Origin of the sequence: Streptomyces luteogriseus (genome assembly GCF_014205055.1) — a bacterium.
Taxonomy (GTDB): Bacteria; Actinomycetota; Actinomycetes; order Streptomycetales; family Streptomycetaceae; genus Streptomyces; species Streptomyces luteogriseus.
In genome coordinates this window covers 8,522,502-8,541,195 of sequence record NZ_JACHMS010000001.1, presented here as the reverse complement: position 1 = coordinate 8,541,195, position 18,694 = coordinate 8,522,502, and the positions used below count along the sequence as shown (strand labels likewise).

Genomic DNA, 18,694 nt, shown 5'->3' with positions numbered 1-18,694 from the left:
TCACCGGCCCCCGCCGCCGGCCCCGCCCGCGTCGGCGAGCAAGAACGACACCCGCACCCGGGCGCCACCCAACGGCGCCCGGGTGATCGTCAGTTCGCCGTCCGCCGCGCGGGACGCCCGGGCCACGATGTCCAGGCCCAGTCCAGTCGACCCTCCGACGCTCACACCCCGCGTGAGCGCCGCTTCGGGGTCCGCCACGCCCGGTCCCGCGTCGTCGACCGTGAGGAACACGTGACGGTCCGCCCGCTCCACACGCACGGCGAAGGCGGTGCCCTCCGGGGTGTGCCGGAAGACATTGCCGATCAGGGCATCGACAACGGCCGCCAGGTCGTCCTCGGGGAAGGCGACGGGCACCAATCGCGGCGTGAGGGAGCGCTCGTAGGGTCGTCCTTGCTTGCCGGCGAGGACCGACCAGAATTCCAGGCGCATGGCGACCACCTCGGCGACGTCGCACGCCTTCGCAGCGCCGGCGGCCGCGCGGGCCGGCCGCGCGGACGCCAGCGGTGTACGGGCCGCGGCGATGATCGAGTCCAGTTCGCTCTCCAACTGGCCGGCCGCCTCCGCGACGCGCCGGGCGCTGGGCGTCGACCCCATCCGGTCGGCCTCCAGATAGAGAGCGGTCAGCGGGGTGCGCAGCCGGTGCGAGAGGTCGGCGACCAGCTCGCGTTCCACGGCCAGGAGGTCGAGGACGCGGTCGGCCATGGTGTTGAACGCCGCACCGGCCTCCTGCAGTTCGGGCGGGCCGTCGGGTTCGACACGCACGTCCAGGTCGCCGGAACCGAGAGCCAGTGAGGCGCGCTTGAGGCTGCGCGATGACCGGACGACGCGGGCGCCGAGCCGGTCGGCGACGAGCACCGAACCGCCGACCAGACCCAGCGCGAGCAGCGCCATGACGCCCCAGGACGCGGCCACGCCCCGGGTGAGGTCCGCGGACGGCACGAAGGCTTCCACGACCGCAACCCGGTCGCCCTGCAGGACGACGGGCTGGAGGTAGACCCAGCCGCCGGCGGTGTCGACGGCCAGCGTCTCGCGCCCGCGTACGGCCCGGTCGAGTGCGTCCCGGGGCGCGTGCGGCGTGCCGACGAAGCGGCCGTCGGGCAGACGCACGACGAGCTGGTCGGAGGAGCCGAGCTCGGCGACGGCCTGCTGCACGTCGGCGCGCCGGGTGGTGAGGGCGAGCACCGGGGACAGGGCGGACGCCCGCTGCTCGGCGGCCGTGGTGGCCCGGTCCCGTACCTGTTCGCGCACGAGGAGGGCGAGGGGGATGAGGAAGGACAGGGCCACCATCGAAGTGACGGCCAAGGCGATTCCGGCGAGGGCGCGTCTCATGGCGAGCTGACCAACTTGATGCCCAGGCCGCGAACCGTCCGCAGATAGCGAGGCTTTCGCGCCTTCTCGCCCATTTTGCGGCGGAGCGCGGAGAGGTGGACGTCGACCGTCTGGTCCTCGACGTACGGCTGCTGCCATACCTCGGCGAGTATGCGCTGCCGGGTGACGACCTGGTCGGCGTGGGCGGCGAGGTAGGCGAGCAGATCGAACTCGCGGCGGGTCAGGGGCAGTTCCCGGCCGGCCAGGTGCGCGGTGCGCGCGGTCGGGTCGATGCGCAGGTCTGCCACCTGCAGGACGGGCCGCCGGGCCGCGGTCACGTCGGGGGGCACGGACCGGCGCAGCACGGCGGCGAGCCGGGCGGCGAGCTGGCCGCCGGAGAACGGCTTGACCAGGTAGTCGTCGGCCCCCGCGTTGAGCAGCCGAATGATCTCGCTCTCATCGTCACGGGCGGTGGCGACCAGGACCGGCACGCGGGAAATGCCCCGGATCATGCGCAGCACGTCGAGGCCGTCGAGATCGGGCAGCCCCAGGTCCAACACCACGATGTCCGGCGGGCTCTGAGTGATCTCGCGCAGCGCCTCGAAACCCTGGTGGGTGGTCCTGACCGCGTAGCCGTGCCCGGTCAAAACCTCGATCAGCGCGGCCCGGATGACGGGGTCGTCCTCGACGACAAGTACGGAGGCCATGAGCAGGCACGTTAGCCGGTCCGTCAGTATGGTGCCGTGTCCCGCCTCTTGCGCTACCTGATCATATGGCTGGTCTGCACGGCAGCCAGTGTCACCGCTGTCATCCTCACCATTCACTTCGTGGTGGGGTCGACCCGGCCGACCGCGCCGGTCGCGCAGTCCGCACCGAGTGAGCCCCTGAAGTCCTCGCGGCCCGGCCCCACCACCGCGAAGCCCTCCCCGAGTCCGTCGGCGAGCAGCCGCCGGCCCAGCCCGCCGCCCCGGAGCAGCGCGCCGGCGACCGGTCCCGGCCCGACGCCCACGCCCACGCCGACACCGACCGCCCGCACCAGTGCCCCGGGGGCGCCGACCGGTGCGGACGGCTCGGGGTGCCAGGAAGGCGGCGCCGGTGTCTACACGGTGGCGTCCGAGGGCGGCAAGGCCACCGTGCGGTTCGGTGACGACGCGGTGTGCCTGATCTCGGCGGTGCCGAACCGGGGGTTCACGGTGAGTACGAGCCGGACCGAGGCGCAGACGCTCACGGTGACGTTCTCGGCGAGCCGCCACCGGTCGGAGATCACCGCCACGATCCAGCCGCAGAGCCGGGCCGGCGTCCGCGAGGTGTCGTGGTGACGCCCCCTTGTGCGAGCGCTCGGGCCCGCAGGCCCGTGCTCGCGGGGTGAACTGCTTCGAACAGAGCTCTTCCGCAACATCCCGGACGTCCACGTCCGGAACAGCGAGAGTGCATCCCCGTCTCAGGCCGCGGTCGGCGGGTTCGCGGATTCGGCGGCGCGGCGGTATTCGTCGTTGATGCGCCGGGCCTCTTCGAGTTGGTCTTCGAGGATGACGATGCGGCAGGCGGCCTCGATGGGGGTTCCCTGGTCGACGAGTGCCCGGGCGCGGGCGGCGATGCGCAGTTGGTAGCGGGAGTAGCGGCGGTGCCCGCCTGGGGAGCGGAGCGGGGTGATCAGGCGGGCTTCGCCGATGGCGCGGAGGAAGCCCTGGGTGGTGCCGAGCAGTTCGGCGGCCCGGCCCATGGTGTAGGCGGGGTAGTCGTCGTCATCGAGACGGCCGTACGCGTCGTCTGCTGTCATCACACCTCTCTGTGGAACGCGTGGAGGGGCCCTGGCGCCATTGGCGCCAGGGCCCCGAAGGAACTGCTACACCATCTGCCGGCCCTGGTACTGCGCCGGCCTGCTGTGTCCGCGGACCCGGCCTGGATGCGGCCGGGGGTGCGGGGATCGCGGTTGCTTGACCGAAGACCACCTCACTATCGATGTCCTGCGGTACCCGGGCCCACGACTTCCGCCCGGGCGATCCTGATGGCGCTCGGCTCCTCCGTTCTTCCCTCTGTGCTCAGCTACTCACTGCTCAGCGGCCTGCAACAGCGCCGCTCTTCGGCAGCCAGCCCCGTCGCCCGTCCTGCGTCTGCTCCGGCTTGGAACCCCACTGCCGAACCTCCCGGTGCGCGCGTCCGCAGCCGACGCCTTCACCGAGGTACTGCTACCGACTTCACTGCCGGTACTGCGAACTGCACCTACGGGTCATGCCACCGCGTCAACCGCGGCATGACTCACGGCGGCCCCTGATCACTGCGGGCCACCCGGTCCGGTCGTCAGTCCCGTCGCCGTCCTGCAACATCTTGGCTTCGCAACTCCACCACCGGACCGTCCTTCGCACTGCAACTACGTGTACTGCCGGCCGGCAGTTCATCTCTGCCAGGCCCCGTTGATCTCGGCTACGAGAGAAACCTTAACCAGGCTCGCGCCCGAATGTCTACTCCGGTCAGCATAGATTTCCGCACATCGGCCAGTGGGGTAATCGGCCTCGGACAACGACGCGCGGAGATGTGGGCCGTCTCGGGGGCAGAACGGCCGGCAGCAGTTCCCGCAGCGGCCGGGAGCCCGAAGCCCACGCGGCCAGGGTCTTGCGGTCCACCACGTGCGGCCGCTGCTGCTCAGCGAAGGTGACGGCCGGTCCGGTCACCCCGCCGTTGGTCACGATCACCGCGACGTCCGCGCCGTGTACCGGCCGGGCCGTGCCGTTGAGGACCTGCGGGTCCGGCGTGCCCACGGCCGAGCGACAGATGCCGCCGCGGACTGCCGTCAGGCGGGTCGTGGAGTCGTCGGCGATGCCGTCCACGACGAGGTCATCGGTTCGGGCGAGGAACGCGTCAGTTGCCCTGAAGTCCGACCGCCAGCGTCAGTTCAAGGACCCGGTGCGGCGATGCGAGATCCGGAAACAGCTCGCGCAGCTGCGACATCCGGTACCGGACGGTCTGGGGATGGACGAACAACGCCGCCGCCACCTCATCCCGCCTGCCCTGGTGCAGCAGCCACGCCCGCAACGTCTCCTCCAGTCGCCGCGCGGTTGCGTCGGGCAAGGTCCGCAACGGTGCGAGGGCTCGGGCACGCAGGTCTGCGAACGCGTCCACGTCGGCGCTCAGCACCAGCTCGGGCAGGTGGTCCTCGGTGTCGCGGATATCGCAGGAGAGGGAGCGCGCGCGTACGGCTCGTGCGTACGAGGCGGACGCACGCGTCCATGGCCGGGCCGGGCCGACCACGGCGGCGCGGTCGGTCAGCTGCCTCAAGAGATGTGATCGGTCGGCATCGGGGACGAGCAGCACGCCGAAGGCGTCCGGCAGGTCGTCGAGGACGAGGGTGCCTGGGTCGAGCGCGCGGAAGGCGGGCCGGGCCTGGGCAGCGGGCAGCAGGACCGCGGTCAGCGAAACGGGGGGCTGCCACCCGGCCCGTTGAGCAGAGGCCAGCAGCGCGTCCGGGCTCGCGCCGGCGAGGAGGTCGCGGGCCAGGTGTTCCAGGTGGCGCTCGTGGTCCCGGCCCCGGGCGGCCAGTTCGTCGGCGTGGCCCGCGGCGCTCGCGGCGGAGAGCTCGTCGATGTAGGCGAAGGTCAGCTCGGCGAACTTGGCGACCTCGGCGGCGGGCAGACCTGCGGAAACGGCACCCGCTGCCAGGCATCGCCAGGCCACGCGGGCGCCGACGCGGTAGGCGCTGAGCAGGGCGTCCATCGAACGGCCGTCGCGAACCTCACCGCGGCCCAGCTCGTAGGCCGCGTCACCGCCGTCGCCGCCCGTGGCGTTGCCGCTCGCGAGGTCCAGGTAGTGCCCCAGGGCGGTGCGGACGGCTCGGCGGATGGTGCCCCCCATGCTGCCCGAAAGGGCGTTGGCGTAGGGAGGGACCTCATCGATGATCGCCTGGACGACCTCGTCGGCGGTGGTCTTCAGCGCGGCCCGCAGTGCGGTGACCGTCGTCTCATCCAGGGCCAGTTCGCTGGCCCTCCGGATTGCATGGCTCACGATTCTATTCCCTGCGAACAAATCAGCCGTCCAGATTTACGTCCTGCGGTCAGGACTTTACGCCTGCGGCGCAGCAAGCTGGAGTCATGACGAGTGCAGCCCTCCGCAGCAGGGCGTGGAAACTGCTGGAGATGGTCACGACGCCGCTGCTGCCGTCGGACTACCTCGACCTGGTCAGCCCGCTGCGTGCGGGCGCTGACCTGCGGGGTCGCATCGAGGCCGTGCACCCCGAGACGAGGGACGCCGCGACCATCGTGATCAGGCCGGGACGGGGCTGGCGTGGGCATACGGCCGGTCAGTACGTGCGGATCGGCGTGGACGTCGACGGGGTGCGCCTGTGGCGTGCCTACTCGGTCACCTCGCCGACCGATCGCCGGGACGGCCGGGTCACGATCACCGTGAAGGCGATCCCGGACGGCAAGGTCAGCAACCACCTGGTCCGCAGGGCGACACCGGGCACATTGATCCAGCTCGACCAGGCGACCGGTGACTTCGTGTTGCCGGAGGCCAAGCCCTCCAAGGTTCTCTACCTGACGGCAGGCAGTGGCATCACACCCGTGATGGGCATGCTGCGCGACACCGGGTTCAACGACGTCGTCATGGTCCACTGCGCGCCACAGCCGCAGGACGTGATCTTCCGCGACGAGCTGCACCGCCTGGTCGCGGACAAGAAGCTGCGGCTCACCGAGGTGCACACCGACACCGACGGCATGCTCGACATCGCCCGTCTCGACGAACTCGTGCCCGACTGGGCCGAGCGCGAGACCTGGGCCTGCGGGCCCGCGGGCCTGCTCGACGCCGCCGAAAAGCACTGGAGCGAGTACGGCGTCCCCGAGCGCCTGCACACCGAACGCTTCCGCCCCCGCATCGTCGTCGCCGGTGACGGCGGCGAGGTCACGTTCAGCGCCACCGGCAAGACCGTCGACGCGGACGGCGCCAAGCCGTTGCTGGACGTCGGCGAGGAGGCCGGCGTGCTCATGCCCTCCGGGTGCCGCATGGGCATCTGCTTCGGCTGCGTCACGCCGCTCAAGGCGGGCGCCGTCCGCGACCTGCGCACCGGCGAGATCACCGAGGCCGAACCGGGCGTCCTCATCCAGACCTGCGTGTCCGCCGCGGCGGGCCCTTGTGACATCGAACGGTAGGAGCACCTTGACCGCCATCGACCCCACCGCCCACCTCACCGCGGAGCAGATCGAGGAGCTCGGCCGCGAGCTGGACGCGATCCGCGACGAGGTGATCGCCGGCCGCGGCGAGAAGGACGCCGCCTACATCCGTAAGGTGATCTCGGCGCAGCGCAAGCTCGAGCTGGTCAGCAGGGGCGTGCTGCTGTTCTCGATCTTCCCGCCCGCGTGGGTGATCGGCACCGCCGGTCTGTCCGTGGCGAAGATCATGGACAACATGGAGATCGGCCACAACATCCTGCACGGCCAGTGGGACTGGATGCGGGACCCGAAGATCCACTCCACCACCTGGGAGTGGGATCACGTCTCGCCGGCCGATCAGTGGAAGCACTCGCACAACGAGCTGCACCACACGTACACCAACGTGATCGGCAAGGACAACGACCTCGGCTACGGCATCATGCGCGTCGACGAGGACCAGAAGTGGCACCCGTTCCACCTCGGCCAGCCGCTGTGGAACTTCATCAACGCCTGCTTCTTCGAGTACGGCATCGCGGCGTACGACCTGGAACTCGGCAAGAACCTGAACAAGCGCCGCCGCAAGAACCCGGAGTTCCGCGCGCGGGCCAAGGCCGTGGGCCGCAAGATCCGCAAGCAGGTGCTCAAGGACTACGTGATCCACCCGCTGCTGTCGGGCCCCTCGTTCCTGCCCACGCTCGCCGCCACGTTCACCGCGAATCTGGTCCGCAACCTCTGGACCCACTCGGTGATCATGTGCGGGCACTTCCCCGAGGGCGTGCAGGTCTTCGAGCGCCGGTCGATCAGGGGCGAGACGCGCGGCCAGTGGTATCTGCGCCAGATGATGGGCTCGGCGAACATCAGCGGCAGCAAGGCCATGCACTTCATGACGGGCAACCTGTCGCACCAGATCGAGCACCACCTGTTCCCGGACCTGCCGAGCAACCGGTACGCCGAGGTCGCGGTGAAGGTGCGCGCGTTGTTCGACAAGTACGAGCTGGAGTACGTCACCGGGCCGCTGCCCAAGCAGGTGTTCTCCGCGTGGCGCAAGGTCTTCCGGCTCTCGCTGCCGAACAAGAAGCCCAAGGTCGAGACGCCGGCCCACGAGCAGGAGCTCGTCGCGGCCTGATTCCCGGTATCGGTTCGGATCATTCGGCCGCACCGGCCGTACCGGCTCACCGCCGGGTTCGGTGAGATCCGTTGCGGAGTGCCGGCTCGGAGGCCAGGAGCGCGGTCCAGTCCTGGTCGAGGGCCCACTCGGCGAAGCTGTGCCAGCCGACTTCGGGGTAGTCGCGGCGCAGCCCGGCCACGTCGACATCGAGGCCGGAGGTGGTGAAGTACTCGAACATGGCGGCCAGGTCCGCGGACCGGGTCCGCACCGAGGCCAGAGGCACCTCTTGATGGCTCACCGGGCGGCCGATGACTGCGGCGAGGGTTTCCGCGATCTGGCCCGGTGTGCGTTCGTCGGAGGCGATGTCGATGCGCCTTCCGGTGAACTCGTCGCGGCGCTGGAGGGCCAGCGCCGCGAATGCGCCGATGTCGTCGACCGGGATGAACGTGAGCGGCCGGCCGGTGGGCATGGGCCAGGCGAAGGTGCCGTCACGCAAGCCGTCGAGGGTCCAGCCACTTGTGTAGTTGTCCATGAACGCCGCCGGGGCGAGCACCGTCCAGGGCAGGCCGGCAGCACGCAGGTGCCGCTCGACCAGGTACTTGCTCTCGTAGTGCGGCACACCGGTGCCGCGGTCGGCGTGGGCGGCGGAGGTGAGCACGACGTGACCGATGCGGGCGGCCGCAGCGGCGTCGACGATCGTCCTGCCCTGCCGGGCTTCGGCAGCGGTGTCGGCTCCGAAGGGAGTGATGACGGCGAAAAGCGAGTCCGCCCCGGCGAAGGCCACGTCCAGGGACGCGCGGTCGTCGAAGTCGGCGCGCCGCACCTCTGCTCCGAGGCGGCGCAGGGCGTCGGCGGCGGGTGAGCCGGGCCGGCGGGTGAGCGCGCGCACCCGGTGGCCGACGGCGAGCAGAGCGCGAGCGGTGGCCCCGCCCTGGAGTCCGGTGGCTCCGGTGACGGCGACAGTGAGCATGGTTTCCCCCTGGATAGAATAGCTGCGTGACGCATGGACTGCGCCACGCAGCAGACTATAGAATGCTGCGTCGCGCAGCAAAATGGAGGGTGATCCAGGTGGCGGAATCGCGTAGGGCCCGGCTGTACGAGGAGTTGTCGATGGAGTCCCGCCGCTACCTCGCGGCGTATGTACTGTTCAACCAGGCTCTCGCCGACCACCTCGGGCTGCACGCGACCGACGTGCAGTGTCTGAGTCTGCTGACGGCCGAGCCGGGGCCGCTCACCGTAAAACAGATCGCCGATATGACGGGCCTGACCACGGGCTCTGCCACACGGCTGGTGGACCGGCTCGAACGAGGGGGTTACGTGGCCCGCACCCCGGACCAGCAGGACCGCCGCCGGGTCCTGGTCGCCCCGGTGCCCGAACACGTGGCCCGGGTCACCGCGGTCTGGGACGACCTCGGCGTGGCCTGGCAAGCGCTGCTGGACCACCACACCGAAGACGAGCTCGAAGTGATCACTCGTCACATGCGACAGGCGCACGAGCTCAGTCACGCCCAGATGCAACACCTGCGATCCCGGCCCAAGCCGGACTGAGGCCGACGTACACGAGCGGGGGCAACCGCCTGCTGCTCACGCCGAAATTCCGCCCATGGCGTGCGGGCCCGTTCATGCATGATGACGGGATGAATCATGGCGATGAGCGTTTCCACGTCATCGTGCTGTCGAACTTCGCGAAGGGCTTCGACAAGTACGCGTTTGCTTACGGTAAGGCGGGGATACCGGAGAGCACCTATCCCGACCGCTTCCACCTGCTGACCCGCGGGGAGTTGGGGATCGGCATCGGCAAGGCGCAACGCTTGCTGGATCGTCTGGCCATTCCGGGCGACCGGCTGCTGGTGCTGGAAACCACGGTGGACCCCGACAAGCTGGTGCCCAATCGGTCGACCGGCCTCGGCATGGAACTGCACGAGGCGCGCATCCGGTTGTCAGCGGTCCACGAACTCGACCGAAAGGGCGACGAGTTCACGCTGCGTCCGACAACCGTCGAGGATGCGATGGCCGCCTCCTTGCATCTGCACGGCTCGGCGCAGCGTAGCTGTGCCGACACGCGACCGCGCTCGGTTTCGCTTCTGCCGGTGGCCTCCGCCTGCCAAGCCCGGTGTTCGTTCTGCTTCTCCTCGGCGTCGATATCCAGTGACCAGGCGCCCGCACGGGTCCCGTGGGACGCGGTCACCCACTGGCTGGAGCGCGCCCGTGCGGCGGGAGCCGAGCGCGCGGTGATCACCGGTGGCGGAGAGCCCACGCTCATACCGTTCGAACAGCAGCTGCGACTGGTGTCCGCCTGCTCGGCGGCCTTCCCGAAGGTCGTCCTGATCACCAACGCGCACTCCCTGGCGAAGGGCTCGCCCACCGACCGGGCCGACCGCATCGCGGCCTTGAGTGCCGCAGGCCTGAGCGTGCTGGCGGTCTCCCGGCACCATCACGACGACGCCGTCAGCGAGCGGCTGATGATGCTGCGCACGCCCGTGAGCTCGGTGATCGACACCTGGCGCGCTGAACGTGACCGCCGGCCGGGGCTGCGGATGAGGCTGATCTGCGTCCTCCAGCACGGCGGCGTCGCCGACGCGGCCGGGGTCGCCGACTACCTGTCGTGGGCCGCGGCTCTCGGTGTCGAGGAGGTCTGCTTCAAAGAGCTCTACGTATCCACCAGCACCGAGTCCCTCTACTTCGACCGCGCCGCCAATGTCTGGAGCCGGGAGCATCAGGTGTCGCTGTCCCTCGTCACCGGGTTCGCCGAGCGGCACGGCTTCGAACTGGCGAGCCGCCTGCCCTGGGGCGCGCCGGTCTACCGCGGCAGCTGGGACGGACGGCCGATGCGGATCGCCGCGTACACCGAACCCAGCCTCTTCTGGGAACGCGCCAACGGGATCGCACGCAGCTGGAACGTCATGGCCGACGGACGCTGTTACGCCTCCCTCGAGGACCGGGCGAGCGAGATCGTGCAGGAAGGCGCAACGGCATGAGGTTCGGCGAGTTCCAGGAGTTCCGGCAGCGCCAACTCAGTGCTCCGTCGTCGCTCTTGGACGCCGCCGAGACCAACGTGTACCGGGCGCTCGCACCGATGCGGCCGGAACCGCCGGCCGGCACGAGTCCGGTGCACCGGTGCGATCTCGCCCGTGCCTGGCTGCGGCGCTTCGAGCTGCCGGAGGAATGGTCCGGCCACGCCATGGTCTGCCGAGGGGTCCGGCACGGCCTCGGTGTGGTGTTCTCCTGGCTGCGCATCGTGCAAGCGCGGTTGTGGCTGCCCAGCGACGTGTACCCGGTCTACCTCGAGCTGGCCCGCGCTGCGGGCCTGGCCCCCGCGTCCTACCCGACGCTGCCGGCACCCGCCCTGCCGAGGTCTCCGGCGGACCACCGGCCCGAGTACCTGCTGCTCGCCAACCCCAGCAAGCCGCTCGGGCGCTACCTCTCCGATGCCGAGTGCGCCGCGGTGATGTCGTGGCTGCGGGAATCACCGCACCGCCGCCTGCTGATCGACAGCGTCTACGATCTGGGAACCCCGTTCGCTGCCGGCACCCGGCGACTGCTGGACACCGGCCGTGCGGTCCTGCTGCATTCGGTCACCAAGGGGTGGTTGTGGCCACGCACGTTCGGCGTGGTCCTGCTGGGTCCGGCGCAAGCCGGGTTGGCCGAAGCGTTCCGGGGGGATCCGCCGACGTCGGCACAGCTGAGGCTCGCCGACCGTCTGCTGACCGAGCACAGCGACGTGCCCCGGCAGGTGGTCGACGAACTGGCCGCACGGGCCGAGCGGATGTTCGAACGGCTGCCGGACGACGTACTCAGGGCGATTCCCACGGCGAGCCGGAGGTGTCCCGGCAACTACTTCTTCCCGGTTGCGATACCGGCGGAGACGCTCCGGCGCGAGTGCGGCGTGCTCGCCATGCCGGTCAGCGTGTTCGGGGAGAGCAACTGGTCCGGCTCCATCCTGACCAGCCTTGCCGGCACTTTCGGCCCGACGTCGGGGGTGGCACGGTGAAAGCGTTGCCTCGCCGTGGCGTCGGGCATGGGGGTGACCGTGTCACCCCGTCGTCATCGTGCTGGTTGGCGTGCTCTGAGTACGGCCTCCGACGCCGGCACCCGTCAGGGCTCGGCGCCCCGGGGTGATCCGCTCCTCCTCGGGCTACTCCGTGCCCTCCGCCGGCAGGCGCTCCGGCAGGCCGAGCCCCTCGAACCGGTCGTCGTGGAACGTGATGATCTCGGTGATCAGCCCGCCGGTGACACGCAGGACGTCGATCGTCAGCGGCAGGTACGCACCCTCCTGCTTCCGCCAGAGGTAGAAGGCGAGGGCGGGCTGCCGGTTCACGGCGGTGGGGACGGCGCGCAGGCCCTTCATGCCCTCGAAACCGCTGGTGATCCAGTCGCTCACCACCGTGTCGCGGCCGATGTGCAGGCCAGGCGTGGGCGGCATCGAGCAGCGGACGTCCTCGCGCAGCAGTGTGGCGAGCCGGTCGATGTCCGTGGCCACGCTGGCTTCGGTGTAACGGCGTACCAGCTCGCGCGTCCTGGCGTCCTGATCGCCGCCACTCCAGTCCTGCCGCTCGGCGGGCAGGTGCTCCCGCATGCCGGCGCGGGCCCGCTGCAACGCGCTGTTCACGGAGTGGACGGAGTCGCCGAGGCACTCCGCGACGTCCTTCGCCGGCCAGCCGAGCACGTCGCGCAGGATCAGCACGGCCCGCGGGCGCGGGGCGAGGTGCTGGACCGCCACCAGGTACGCCAGCTCGATCGTCTCCCGCGCGACGGCGACGGTCTCCGGCTCGTCCGCGTCGCCCGCGGGCAGATCGTCGAGCAGCCGGTCCGGGTAGGGCTGCAGCCACAGCACCTCGCCGCCGGTGGCGGGCTCCGGACGGACCTTGGCGAGCAGGTCCAGGCAGGCGTTGGTGGCGATCCGGTACAGCCAGGCCCGGAACGTCGAGCGCCCCTCGAAGGTCTCCCGCCGCCGCCAGGCGCGCAGGAACGTCTCCTGCACCGTGTCCTCGGCGTCCTCGAACGACCCGAGCATCCGGTAGCAGTGCACGTGCAGCTCCCGCCGGTGCCGTTCCGCCAGCCCCGAGAAGGCCTGCTCGTCGACCTCACCCGGACCGCTCACGCCCAGCTCCTCCAGCCGCGTGTCCGCACTCATCACATCGTCCCTCCGCCTCGTCCTGTCCCGTCGTAGGTGTGACGGGGGCGGGCGCGAAAACTCATCACCGGGGGCAGGTCGGGCGACCGGCCCGCGCCCCTGTCTTGTGGCGACCTCTCGTGTGGCGACACTCCACCAGCCTGCTACAGCGGGCCGGCGGGCGTGTCCGTCGACTCCGGGTGCAGCGCCCCGTCCTTGCGCAGCAGCGCGCTCACCGCGTCGCCCGACGCGCGGTCCAGGCCCTCGCCGTCCGGCAGTACGCCGAGCGCCGTCGCCACGTCGCGCCCGTACAGGTCCACGGCCCCCTCCACCAGGTCCGCGAGTGCCTCCGCCGCGCCCCGCGCGCGGATCCAGGCCGTGGTGAGGGTGACGGTGGCGACGACCGCGGCGGGCCACCACCACAGCGCCACCAGGAGGTACATCAGCCCCCAGCCCGTCAGCCGGGCGTTCGCCCGGTACGCGGCGTGCGCATCCGTCAGTTCGGCGCGCGCCGGGTCCGGCAGCGCCAGCCACAGCCTCGGCCACAGCGCCTCCACGTCGACCCGGTAGGCGTGGTGAACCCGCAGGTCAACGGCCCGCAGCCGGTCCCCGATCCACGTCGGCCGGTCGGCCGGCACCGGGCAGATCCGACGGCACCGGTCCAGCGACGCCCGCAGCGCCGCCCGTGCCTGCGGGTCAGCCCCGTGCGGAGGTACGGCGCTCAGCGCCACCGCCCGGCGCGCCGCGACGACCTCCGCGTACGCCCGCCGCCACCGCTCCCGGCGCCGCTCGGCCAGCCACCGCCCCGGGCCGCGCCGCCCTTCCGCCGCCCACAGCAGCGCCACGCCCTCGCCGAGCGCTGCCGCGGAGAGACCAGCGCCCGTGGCGGCAGCCAGTGCGCCGGCCGCCACGAGGACCACGATCCCGACCTGACCGGCGCCTCGCGCCGCCGCGAGGCCGTCGACCCAGGCGCTCAGTCCGCGCAGGTCCAGCGCCCGCCCCTGGCCGAGCACCGACGCGGCCGTCACCACGGCCACGTACAGCACGCCCGGCAGCAGGAGCAGCGCCACCCAACGCTCGGCCAGCTTCCGGCCGAGTTCCCCGAGGAAGGCGTTCACAGCGGGATCTCCACCCTGACCAGCGGCGTTGCCAGCGCCTCGCACACCGGGTCGGCGTCCCCGCCCGGGGCTCCGGTGTCCAGCTGGGTGAACCGGGAGCAGCGCTGCGCCGCCGGACAGACCCAGCCCCGCAGCACCGGATGCCCGACGGTCCCCGACAGCGGTCGGTAGGCCCGGGTCCGGGTGGTCAGGCCGTCGATGCCGTGCCGGGCGAATCCCTCGTCCAGCGCCTCGAGATCGTCACGTACCCGCTCCGGATCGGTCCCGGAGCGCACCGCGTCCAGCACCCGCTCCAAGTGCTCGGCCACACCGTACTCCCGTGCCCTGCGGGCGAGTTCGCCCCCACCGAGCAGTCGGCACAGCCGGTCGAGTCGATCCGCCAGGTCCTGCATGCGCCCTCCCGTTCAAGGTCGTCATGGCAGAGAATGACAGACAGTGGCCGGTCGTGGGACGGGAGCGTCGAGTGGCTGTGGAGCTGAGTCTTTACGCCGAACTGCGCGCCCGCGTCAGCCTGTTCGAGGACACCGGGGACGTTGCGCCGCTCCTCGACCCCACCACCGCAAGCTTGTTGCAGCTCACCGACGGGGCGCTGCGGGACCATCCGCCGCCCGAGGCCGACATGGCACGGACCGTCGCCGTGGCGAGCTGGCAGCTCCACCTGGCCGCCCCGCCGCCGCCCCTCAGCGCGCGCACCCTGCGGAACCGGGCCCTGGAGCTGTCCGCCTGGCTCGACGCCCTCGCACCCGCGCTGGTGCCGCCCGACATCCGGGCCGGTGTACGGAGACTGCCGCGCCTGCCGAGAGACCTCGCCAGGACCGCACGCGACTCCGACCTTCGGCTGGAGGCGCTCTACGACCACGCCGCGTTCGCCGTCGAGCGCTACCGCGCGATCCGCGACCCGGCGACCCTCCGCACGGCCATCGTCCTGCTCAGCGAACTGGTCGCCGTCACACCGGGGTTGTTCGCGATCCTGCCCGAGGACCAGCGTTCCCGCAGCGTCCGCGCCCGGACCGCGCTGGGCGTCGCCCTCCAGCACGAACTGGCCCGCACCGGCGAACTCCACGTGCTGCACGCGGCGCGCGGCTACAGCGAGGAGGCCGCCCGGCTCTGCGCCGCACACGATCCACAGCGACCCCTGGTCATGTTCAACCACGGCTCGCTGCTCCTCGACGCGTTCCGCCGCACCGGCGACGAGGCGGCCCTGAAGGAGAGCCTGGAGGTCAGCGTCGTCGCGCTGAACCTCACTCCCTTGCACGACCCCCTGCGCGCCGTGCGCCTCTGCCACGTCCAGAACCTGTACTCGGCGCTGTACGACCGTTCCGCCGACCCAGCGGTCCTGCGCTCCGCCGTCGACTTCGGCGCGGAGGCGGCTCGCACCGTGCCCGACGCGGAGCCGCAGCGGGCCGCGATCCTCAACAACTACGGCAAGGACCTGCGCAACCTCTACAAGGAGACCCGCGACCTGGAGCTGCTGCGCCGGTCCGCCGACGCGCTGCGAGCCTCCGTCGCGGGGTCCGCCGCCAACGACCCGAACCGGATCACCCGCCGGCTGCTGCTCACCCGCTGCCTGCTCGACCTCGTCGGGCAGGAACGGGCGGGCGGAGGCACGGCGCTCGTCGCGGAGACTCTGGCGTCCGCCGAGGAAGCGGTCCGCCTCGCACCGCCCGGACACGCCTCGTACCGCGACGCCGTCGGGCTGCTGAGAGAGGCCGAGCGACTGGCCCACACGGTCGGGCAGGACCCCGCCGACCCCGTCGAGGAGGCGCGGCAGCGGGTACGGGCCGAGGCGCCCGGGCCCCGGTCGCGCCGCGCGCGGCGGGCGCTCGCCGGGGCCCTGATGGAGCGCTACGACGAGACCGGGGACCTCGCCGCACTCGCCGAAGGCATCGAGCTGCTGCGCGAGCTCGACGGTGGGCCCGACGGCCCGGACCCCGACCTCACCGCCGGTGAGCAGCTCACCTGGCTCTCCGAGTTGAGTCAGGGGCTCTTCCAGCTGTATCAGCGCCGCCGCGACCTCGACGCGCTCAGGGACGCCGAGACCTACGCCCGGCACGTGGTGGCCTCCTCTCCCCCGTCCGGCGTGGGCCGCGCCGTGGCGCTGGCGCACCTCGGCGAGGTCCTGGTGCGCGGGGCGGACCGGCTGAGCGACGAGGACGTGTACGTCGAGCGGATCTCCGAGGGCGTCAGCTGCTGCCTTCAGGCCCAGCAGACCTGCCCCGACGACCATCCCCTCAAGCCGTCCCTCGTCGCTCAGGCGGGTCACGCCGTCCTGGGCCTGTGCGCAGGGCCCGAGCCGCATCCGGCCCTGCTCGAACTCGCCCTCGCCCTGCTGCGCGAGGCCGTCGCCGCGATCCCGCTCGACGCCACGAACGGACCCATGGTGCGCATCGCACTCGCCGAATGTCTGCAGGTCCGCCACCGGGCCGCAACGGAGCTGGAGACGGCGGAGCCCGGCGCCCTCGCGCAGGCCGCCGCCCTGGCCCGCGAGGCGGCCGCCGCCGTGCCCGAACAGCATCCGGACCGTGCCGAGTTCCTGCTGACGCTCGCCGTGGTCCGCGCCGACGACAACCGCGAGGCGCGGGCGGCGGGCGACGCCGAGCGCGTCGCGCAGTCCGCCGCGGAGGCCGAGGAGGCCTTCCGGCAGGCTGCCGCGATCACCACGGCCCGGCCCGCCGCACGGTTCGCCGCCGCGGCGCGCGCCGGCAACTGGGCCATGGACCGCGGGGACGCCGAGGCCGCGCTCGACGCCTACGGGACGGCCGTCGGACTGCTTCCGCTCCTGGCCCCGCACGAACTCACGCGCCGGGACCGGCAGTTCACGCTCCGGGAGACTGCCGGGCTGGCCTCCTCCACCGCGGCCGCAGCCGTGGCGGCCGGCCACCCCGCACGGGCCGTCGAACTCCTTGAACGTGCCCGGGGCGTCCTCGCCGCCGACGCCCTGGGCGCCCCCGGCTCCGCGCTCTCGACGCTGCGCCGCGAGCAGCCCGGACTCGCCGCAGAGTTCGATGAGTTGCGTCTTGCCGCGCCGACCGCGTTCGACGGCTCGGCCGAGGAGCGGATGCGCCACGGCGTCCGCTGGACGCAGCTGCTCGCCCGCATCCGGGCGGTGGGCAACGCCGACTTCCTGGACGGGCCGACGATCGACGAGCTGCGGGAGGCGGCAGGAGAGGGCCCGGTCGTGCTGGTCTACACCAGCGCTTGGCGCTCCGACGCCCTCGTCCTCGACCCCGCCGCACCACCCACGGCACCGGTCGCCGTCGTTCCGCTGCCTGATCTGATCGCCGAGGACGCGGTCACCCGCGCGCAACGGCTCCAGGACACGCTCGCCGCCCTCCACGAGCCGGGCGACGACCCGTTCGCCGCCTTCGGCGCCCAGGAACACGCCCAGAGCGAGCTCCATGACGTCCTCGAATGGCTCTGGGAGACCGTCGCGGCCCCCGTACTCGACCGGCTCGGTGTCGACGGTTCGGCGGACCGCCCCCCGCCTCGCCTGTGGTGGTGCCCGGTGGGGTTCCTCGCATCGCTGCCCCTGCACGCGGCCGGCCTGCACCGCTCTCCCCCGCCCGCGGGCCGGCGCCGCGCCACGCTCCTCGACCGGACGGTCTCCTCGACCACCTCCACGTTGCGCATCCTGGCGCAGGCCCGGAGGCGTCCGCCCGCGTCCCCGGCAGCAGGCACGCTGGTCGTCGCCCTGCCGCGGACCCCGGGCGCGGAACCCCTCGGCCACGCCGAGAAGGAGGCGGCGCGCGTCGCCGAACTTCTGCGCCCCGCCGGGCCCGTCACCGTACTCGCCGGTACGGCCGCCACCGCACAGTCCGTGCTCGACGCCCTTCCCCGGCACGGCACCGCGCACTTCGTCTGCCACGGTCTGACCGACCCGCTCGACCCGTCGGGCAGTCGGCTGCTCCTCGCCGATCACCGGGAACGTCCGCTGACCGTCGCCGTGCTCGCGGATCTCCGCCTGCGCGAGGCCGACCTGGCCCACCTGTCCGCGTGCAGCACCGGCGTCACGGCCCACCGGCTCGCGGACGAGTTCGTGCACATCACCGCGGCCTTCCAGCTCTGCGGTTACCGTCAGGTCGTCGGCACCCTCTGGCGGGTGACCGACGCGGCGGCCGCGGCGCTGGCCGGGGCCTTCCATGCCCGCCGCGCGGCCGGCCTGCCCGGGGCCCAAGCCCTGACCGAGACCCTCCTGGATCTGCGCGACCGCTACCCCGCGACCCCCACCCGCTGGGCCGCGCACGTCCACACCGGAGTCTGAGCTCGTGCCGGGGTGCCGCCTGGGCGGGTACGACGCACCGCTTGGGGCATCACCTGGCCGTTCCGGCGGGGCGGGGCGGCATTCGAGATGCTCGTGCGGCTCCTGGGGACCGCGGATGACAGGATGGGGGCATGACTATCAAGGTTTTCTTCGACATCACCATCGACGGCGTTCCCGCCGGCCGGATCAACATGAACCTCTTCGACGACGTCGCCCCCAAGACCGCGGAGAACTTCCGCGCGCTCGCGACCGGCGAGAAGGGCTTCGGTTACAAGGGCTCGTCCTTCCACCGCGTCATCCCGGAGTTCATGCTCCAGGGCGGTGACTTCACCCGCGGCGACGGCACGGGCGGCAAGAGCATCTACGGCGAGAAGTTCGCCGATGAGAACTTCACGCTCAAGCACACCAAGCCGGGCCAGCTCTCCATGGCCAACGCCGGCCCGAACACCAACGGCTCGCAGTTCTTCATCACCACGATCGTGACGTCCTGGCTGGACGGCAAGCACGTCGTCTTCGGTGAGGTCGCCGACGAGAGCAGCATGGAGCTCGTACGCAAGATCGAGAGCTACGGCTCGCGGTCCGGCCGCACGTCGGCCACGATCACCATCGCCGACTCCGGCGTTCTCTGACGATACGTCGCCGCGT

The 18,694-nt window shown here is 71.7% G+C and carries 17 protein-coding genes and 1 pseudogene; 8 read left to right on the top strand and 10 right to left on the bottom strand.

The features are described 5' to 3' along the window. The 3 genes from BJ965_RS37975 to BJ965_RS38800 all read right to left on the bottom strand — a co-directional run bounded on the left by BJ965_RS37975 (position 1) and on the right by BJ965_RS38800 (position 2,344). Complete coding sequence (locus tag BJ965_RS37975; RefSeq protein WP_184916333.1) at positions 1 to 1,329, bottom strand: sensor histidine kinase; 1,329 nt, start codon at positions 1,327 to 1,329, stop codon at positions 1 to 3. Next, positions 1,326 to 2,015, bottom strand: a complete 690-nt coding sequence (locus BJ965_RS37970) for a response regulator transcription factor (RefSeq protein WP_184916329.1) — start codon at positions 2,013 to 2,015, stop codon at positions 1,326 to 1,328. Before BJ965_RS37970 ends, BJ965_RS37975 begins: the two co-directional genes overlap by 4 nt. 113 nt (positions 2,016 to 2,128) lie before the next feature. Further along, a complete protein-coding gene (locus BJ965_RS38800) occupies positions 2,129 to 2,344 on the bottom strand; it encodes a hypothetical protein (RefSeq protein ID WP_221514606.1) in 216 nt (71 codons plus the stop codon). 70 nt (positions 2,345 to 2,414) lie between these two features. Between BJ965_RS38800 and BJ965_RS37960 the strand changes: the two genes are divergently transcribed. Next, a complete protein-coding gene (locus BJ965_RS37960; RefSeq protein WP_184916326.1) occupies positions 2,415 to 2,627 on the top strand; it encodes a hypothetical protein in 213 nt (70 codons plus the stop codon). 122 nt (positions 2,628 to 2,749) lie between these two features. On the opposite strand, the gene BJ965_RS37955 is transcribed toward BJ965_RS37960, so the two are convergent. The 3 genes and pseudogenes from BJ965_RS37955 to BJ965_RS37945 all read right to left on the bottom strand — a co-directional run bounded on the left by BJ965_RS37955 (position 2,750) and on the right by BJ965_RS37945 (position 5,307). Next, a complete protein-coding gene (locus tag BJ965_RS37955; protein WP_184916322.1) occupies positions 2,750 to 3,088 on the bottom strand; it encodes a helix-turn-helix domain-containing protein in 339 nt (112 codons plus the stop codon). 691 nt (positions 3,089 to 3,779) lie between these two features. Beyond that, a pseudogene (locus BJ965_RS37950) lies at positions 3,780 to 4,142 on the bottom strand (restriction endonuclease); the annotation flags it as partial. A 25-nt stretch (positions 4,143 to 4,167) separates the two neighbouring features. Beyond that, positions 4,168 to 5,307 (bottom strand): PucR family transcriptional regulator, encoded by a 1,140-nt coding sequence (locus BJ965_RS37945; RefSeq protein ID WP_184916319.1) that lies wholly within the window; start codon positions 5,305 to 5,307, stop codon positions 4,168 to 4,170. Between the two features lie 86 nt (positions 5,308 to 5,393). Between BJ965_RS37945 and BJ965_RS37940 the strand changes: the two genes are divergently transcribed. Beyond that, positions 5,394 to 6,449 (top strand): ferredoxin reductase, encoded by a 1,056-nt coding sequence (locus tag BJ965_RS37940; protein WP_184916316.1) that lies wholly within the window; start codon positions 5,394 to 5,396, stop codon positions 6,447 to 6,449. Positions 6,450 to 6,456: 7 nt separating this feature from the next. Further along, on the top strand, positions 6,457 to 7,575 hold the full coding sequence (locus BJ965_RS37935; RefSeq protein ID WP_184916313.1) for a fatty acid desaturase family protein: 1,119 nt from the start codon (positions 6,457 to 6,459) through the stop codon (positions 7,573 to 7,575). A 46-nt stretch (positions 7,576 to 7,621) separates the two neighbouring features. Here the strand turns inward: BJ965_RS37935 and BJ965_RS37930 are convergent, their stop codons facing one another. Then, on the bottom strand, positions 7,622 to 8,527 hold the full coding sequence (locus BJ965_RS37930; protein ID WP_184916309.1) for an NmrA/HSCARG family protein: 906 nt from the start codon (positions 8,525 to 8,527) through the stop codon (positions 7,622 to 7,624). 98 nt (positions 8,528 to 8,625) lie between these two features. Between BJ965_RS37930 and BJ965_RS37925 the strand changes: the two genes are divergently transcribed. The 3 genes from BJ965_RS37925 to BJ965_RS37915 all read left to right on the top strand — a co-directional run bounded on the left by BJ965_RS37925 (position 8,626) and on the right by BJ965_RS37915 (position 11,548). Further along, entirely contained in the window at positions 8,626 to 9,105 is a 480-nt protein-coding gene (locus tag BJ965_RS37925; RefSeq protein ID WP_376777965.1) for a MarR family winged helix-turn-helix transcriptional regulator, read from the top strand. 89 nt (positions 9,106 to 9,194) lie between these two features. After that, positions 9,195 to 10,535 carry a radical SAM protein gene (locus BJ965_RS37920; RefSeq protein WP_246546252.1) on the top strand — a complete coding sequence of 447 codons (1,341 nt, stop codon included), beginning with the start codon at positions 9,195 to 9,197 and terminating at the stop codon, positions 10,533 to 10,535. Further along, positions 10,532 to 11,548, top strand: coding sequence for an aminotransferase class I/II-fold pyridoxal phosphate-dependent enzyme (locus BJ965_RS37915; protein WP_184916304.1), 1,017 nt, complete (start codon positions 10,532 to 10,534; stop codon positions 11,546 to 11,548). The genes BJ965_RS37920 and BJ965_RS37915 overlap by 4 nt, the downstream gene beginning before the upstream one ends. A 144-nt stretch (positions 11,549 to 11,692) precedes the next feature. On the opposite strand, the gene BJ965_RS37910 is transcribed toward BJ965_RS37915, so the two are convergent. The 3 genes from BJ965_RS37910 to BJ965_RS37900 all read right to left on the bottom strand — a co-directional run bounded on the left by BJ965_RS37910 (position 11,693) and on the right by BJ965_RS37900 (position 14,180). Next, positions 11,693 to 12,691, bottom strand: a complete 999-nt coding sequence (locus tag BJ965_RS37910) for an RNA polymerase subunit sigma-70 (protein ID WP_184916301.1) — start codon at positions 12,689 to 12,691, stop codon at positions 11,693 to 11,695. A gap of 143 nt (positions 12,692 to 12,834) precedes the next feature. Further along, the gene (locus BJ965_RS37905) at positions 12,835 to 13,788 is read right to left on the bottom strand and encodes a hypothetical protein (protein ID WP_184916298.1); all 954 of its coding nucleotides are present in this window, start codon (positions 13,786 to 13,788) and stop codon (positions 12,835 to 12,837) included. After that, positions 13,785 to 14,180 (bottom strand): hypothetical protein, encoded by a 396-nt coding sequence (locus tag BJ965_RS37900; protein WP_184916295.1) that lies wholly within the window; start codon positions 14,178 to 14,180, stop codon positions 13,785 to 13,787. Before BJ965_RS37900 ends, BJ965_RS37905 begins: the two co-directional genes overlap by 4 nt. A 71-nt stretch (positions 14,181 to 14,251) precedes the next feature. Between BJ965_RS37900 and BJ965_RS40245 the strand changes: the two genes are divergently transcribed. Further along, positions 14,252 to 18,049, top strand: coding sequence for a CHAT domain-containing protein (locus tag BJ965_RS40245; protein WP_221513311.1), 3,798 nt, complete (start codon positions 14,252 to 14,254; stop codon positions 18,047 to 18,049). A 131-nt stretch (positions 18,050 to 18,180) separates the two neighbouring features. Next, entirely contained in the window at positions 18,181 to 18,678 is a 498-nt protein-coding gene (locus BJ965_RS37890; RefSeq protein ID WP_184916289.1) for a peptidylprolyl isomerase, read from the top strand. The last annotated feature ends 16 nt before the right edge of the window (positions 18,679 to 18,694 follow it).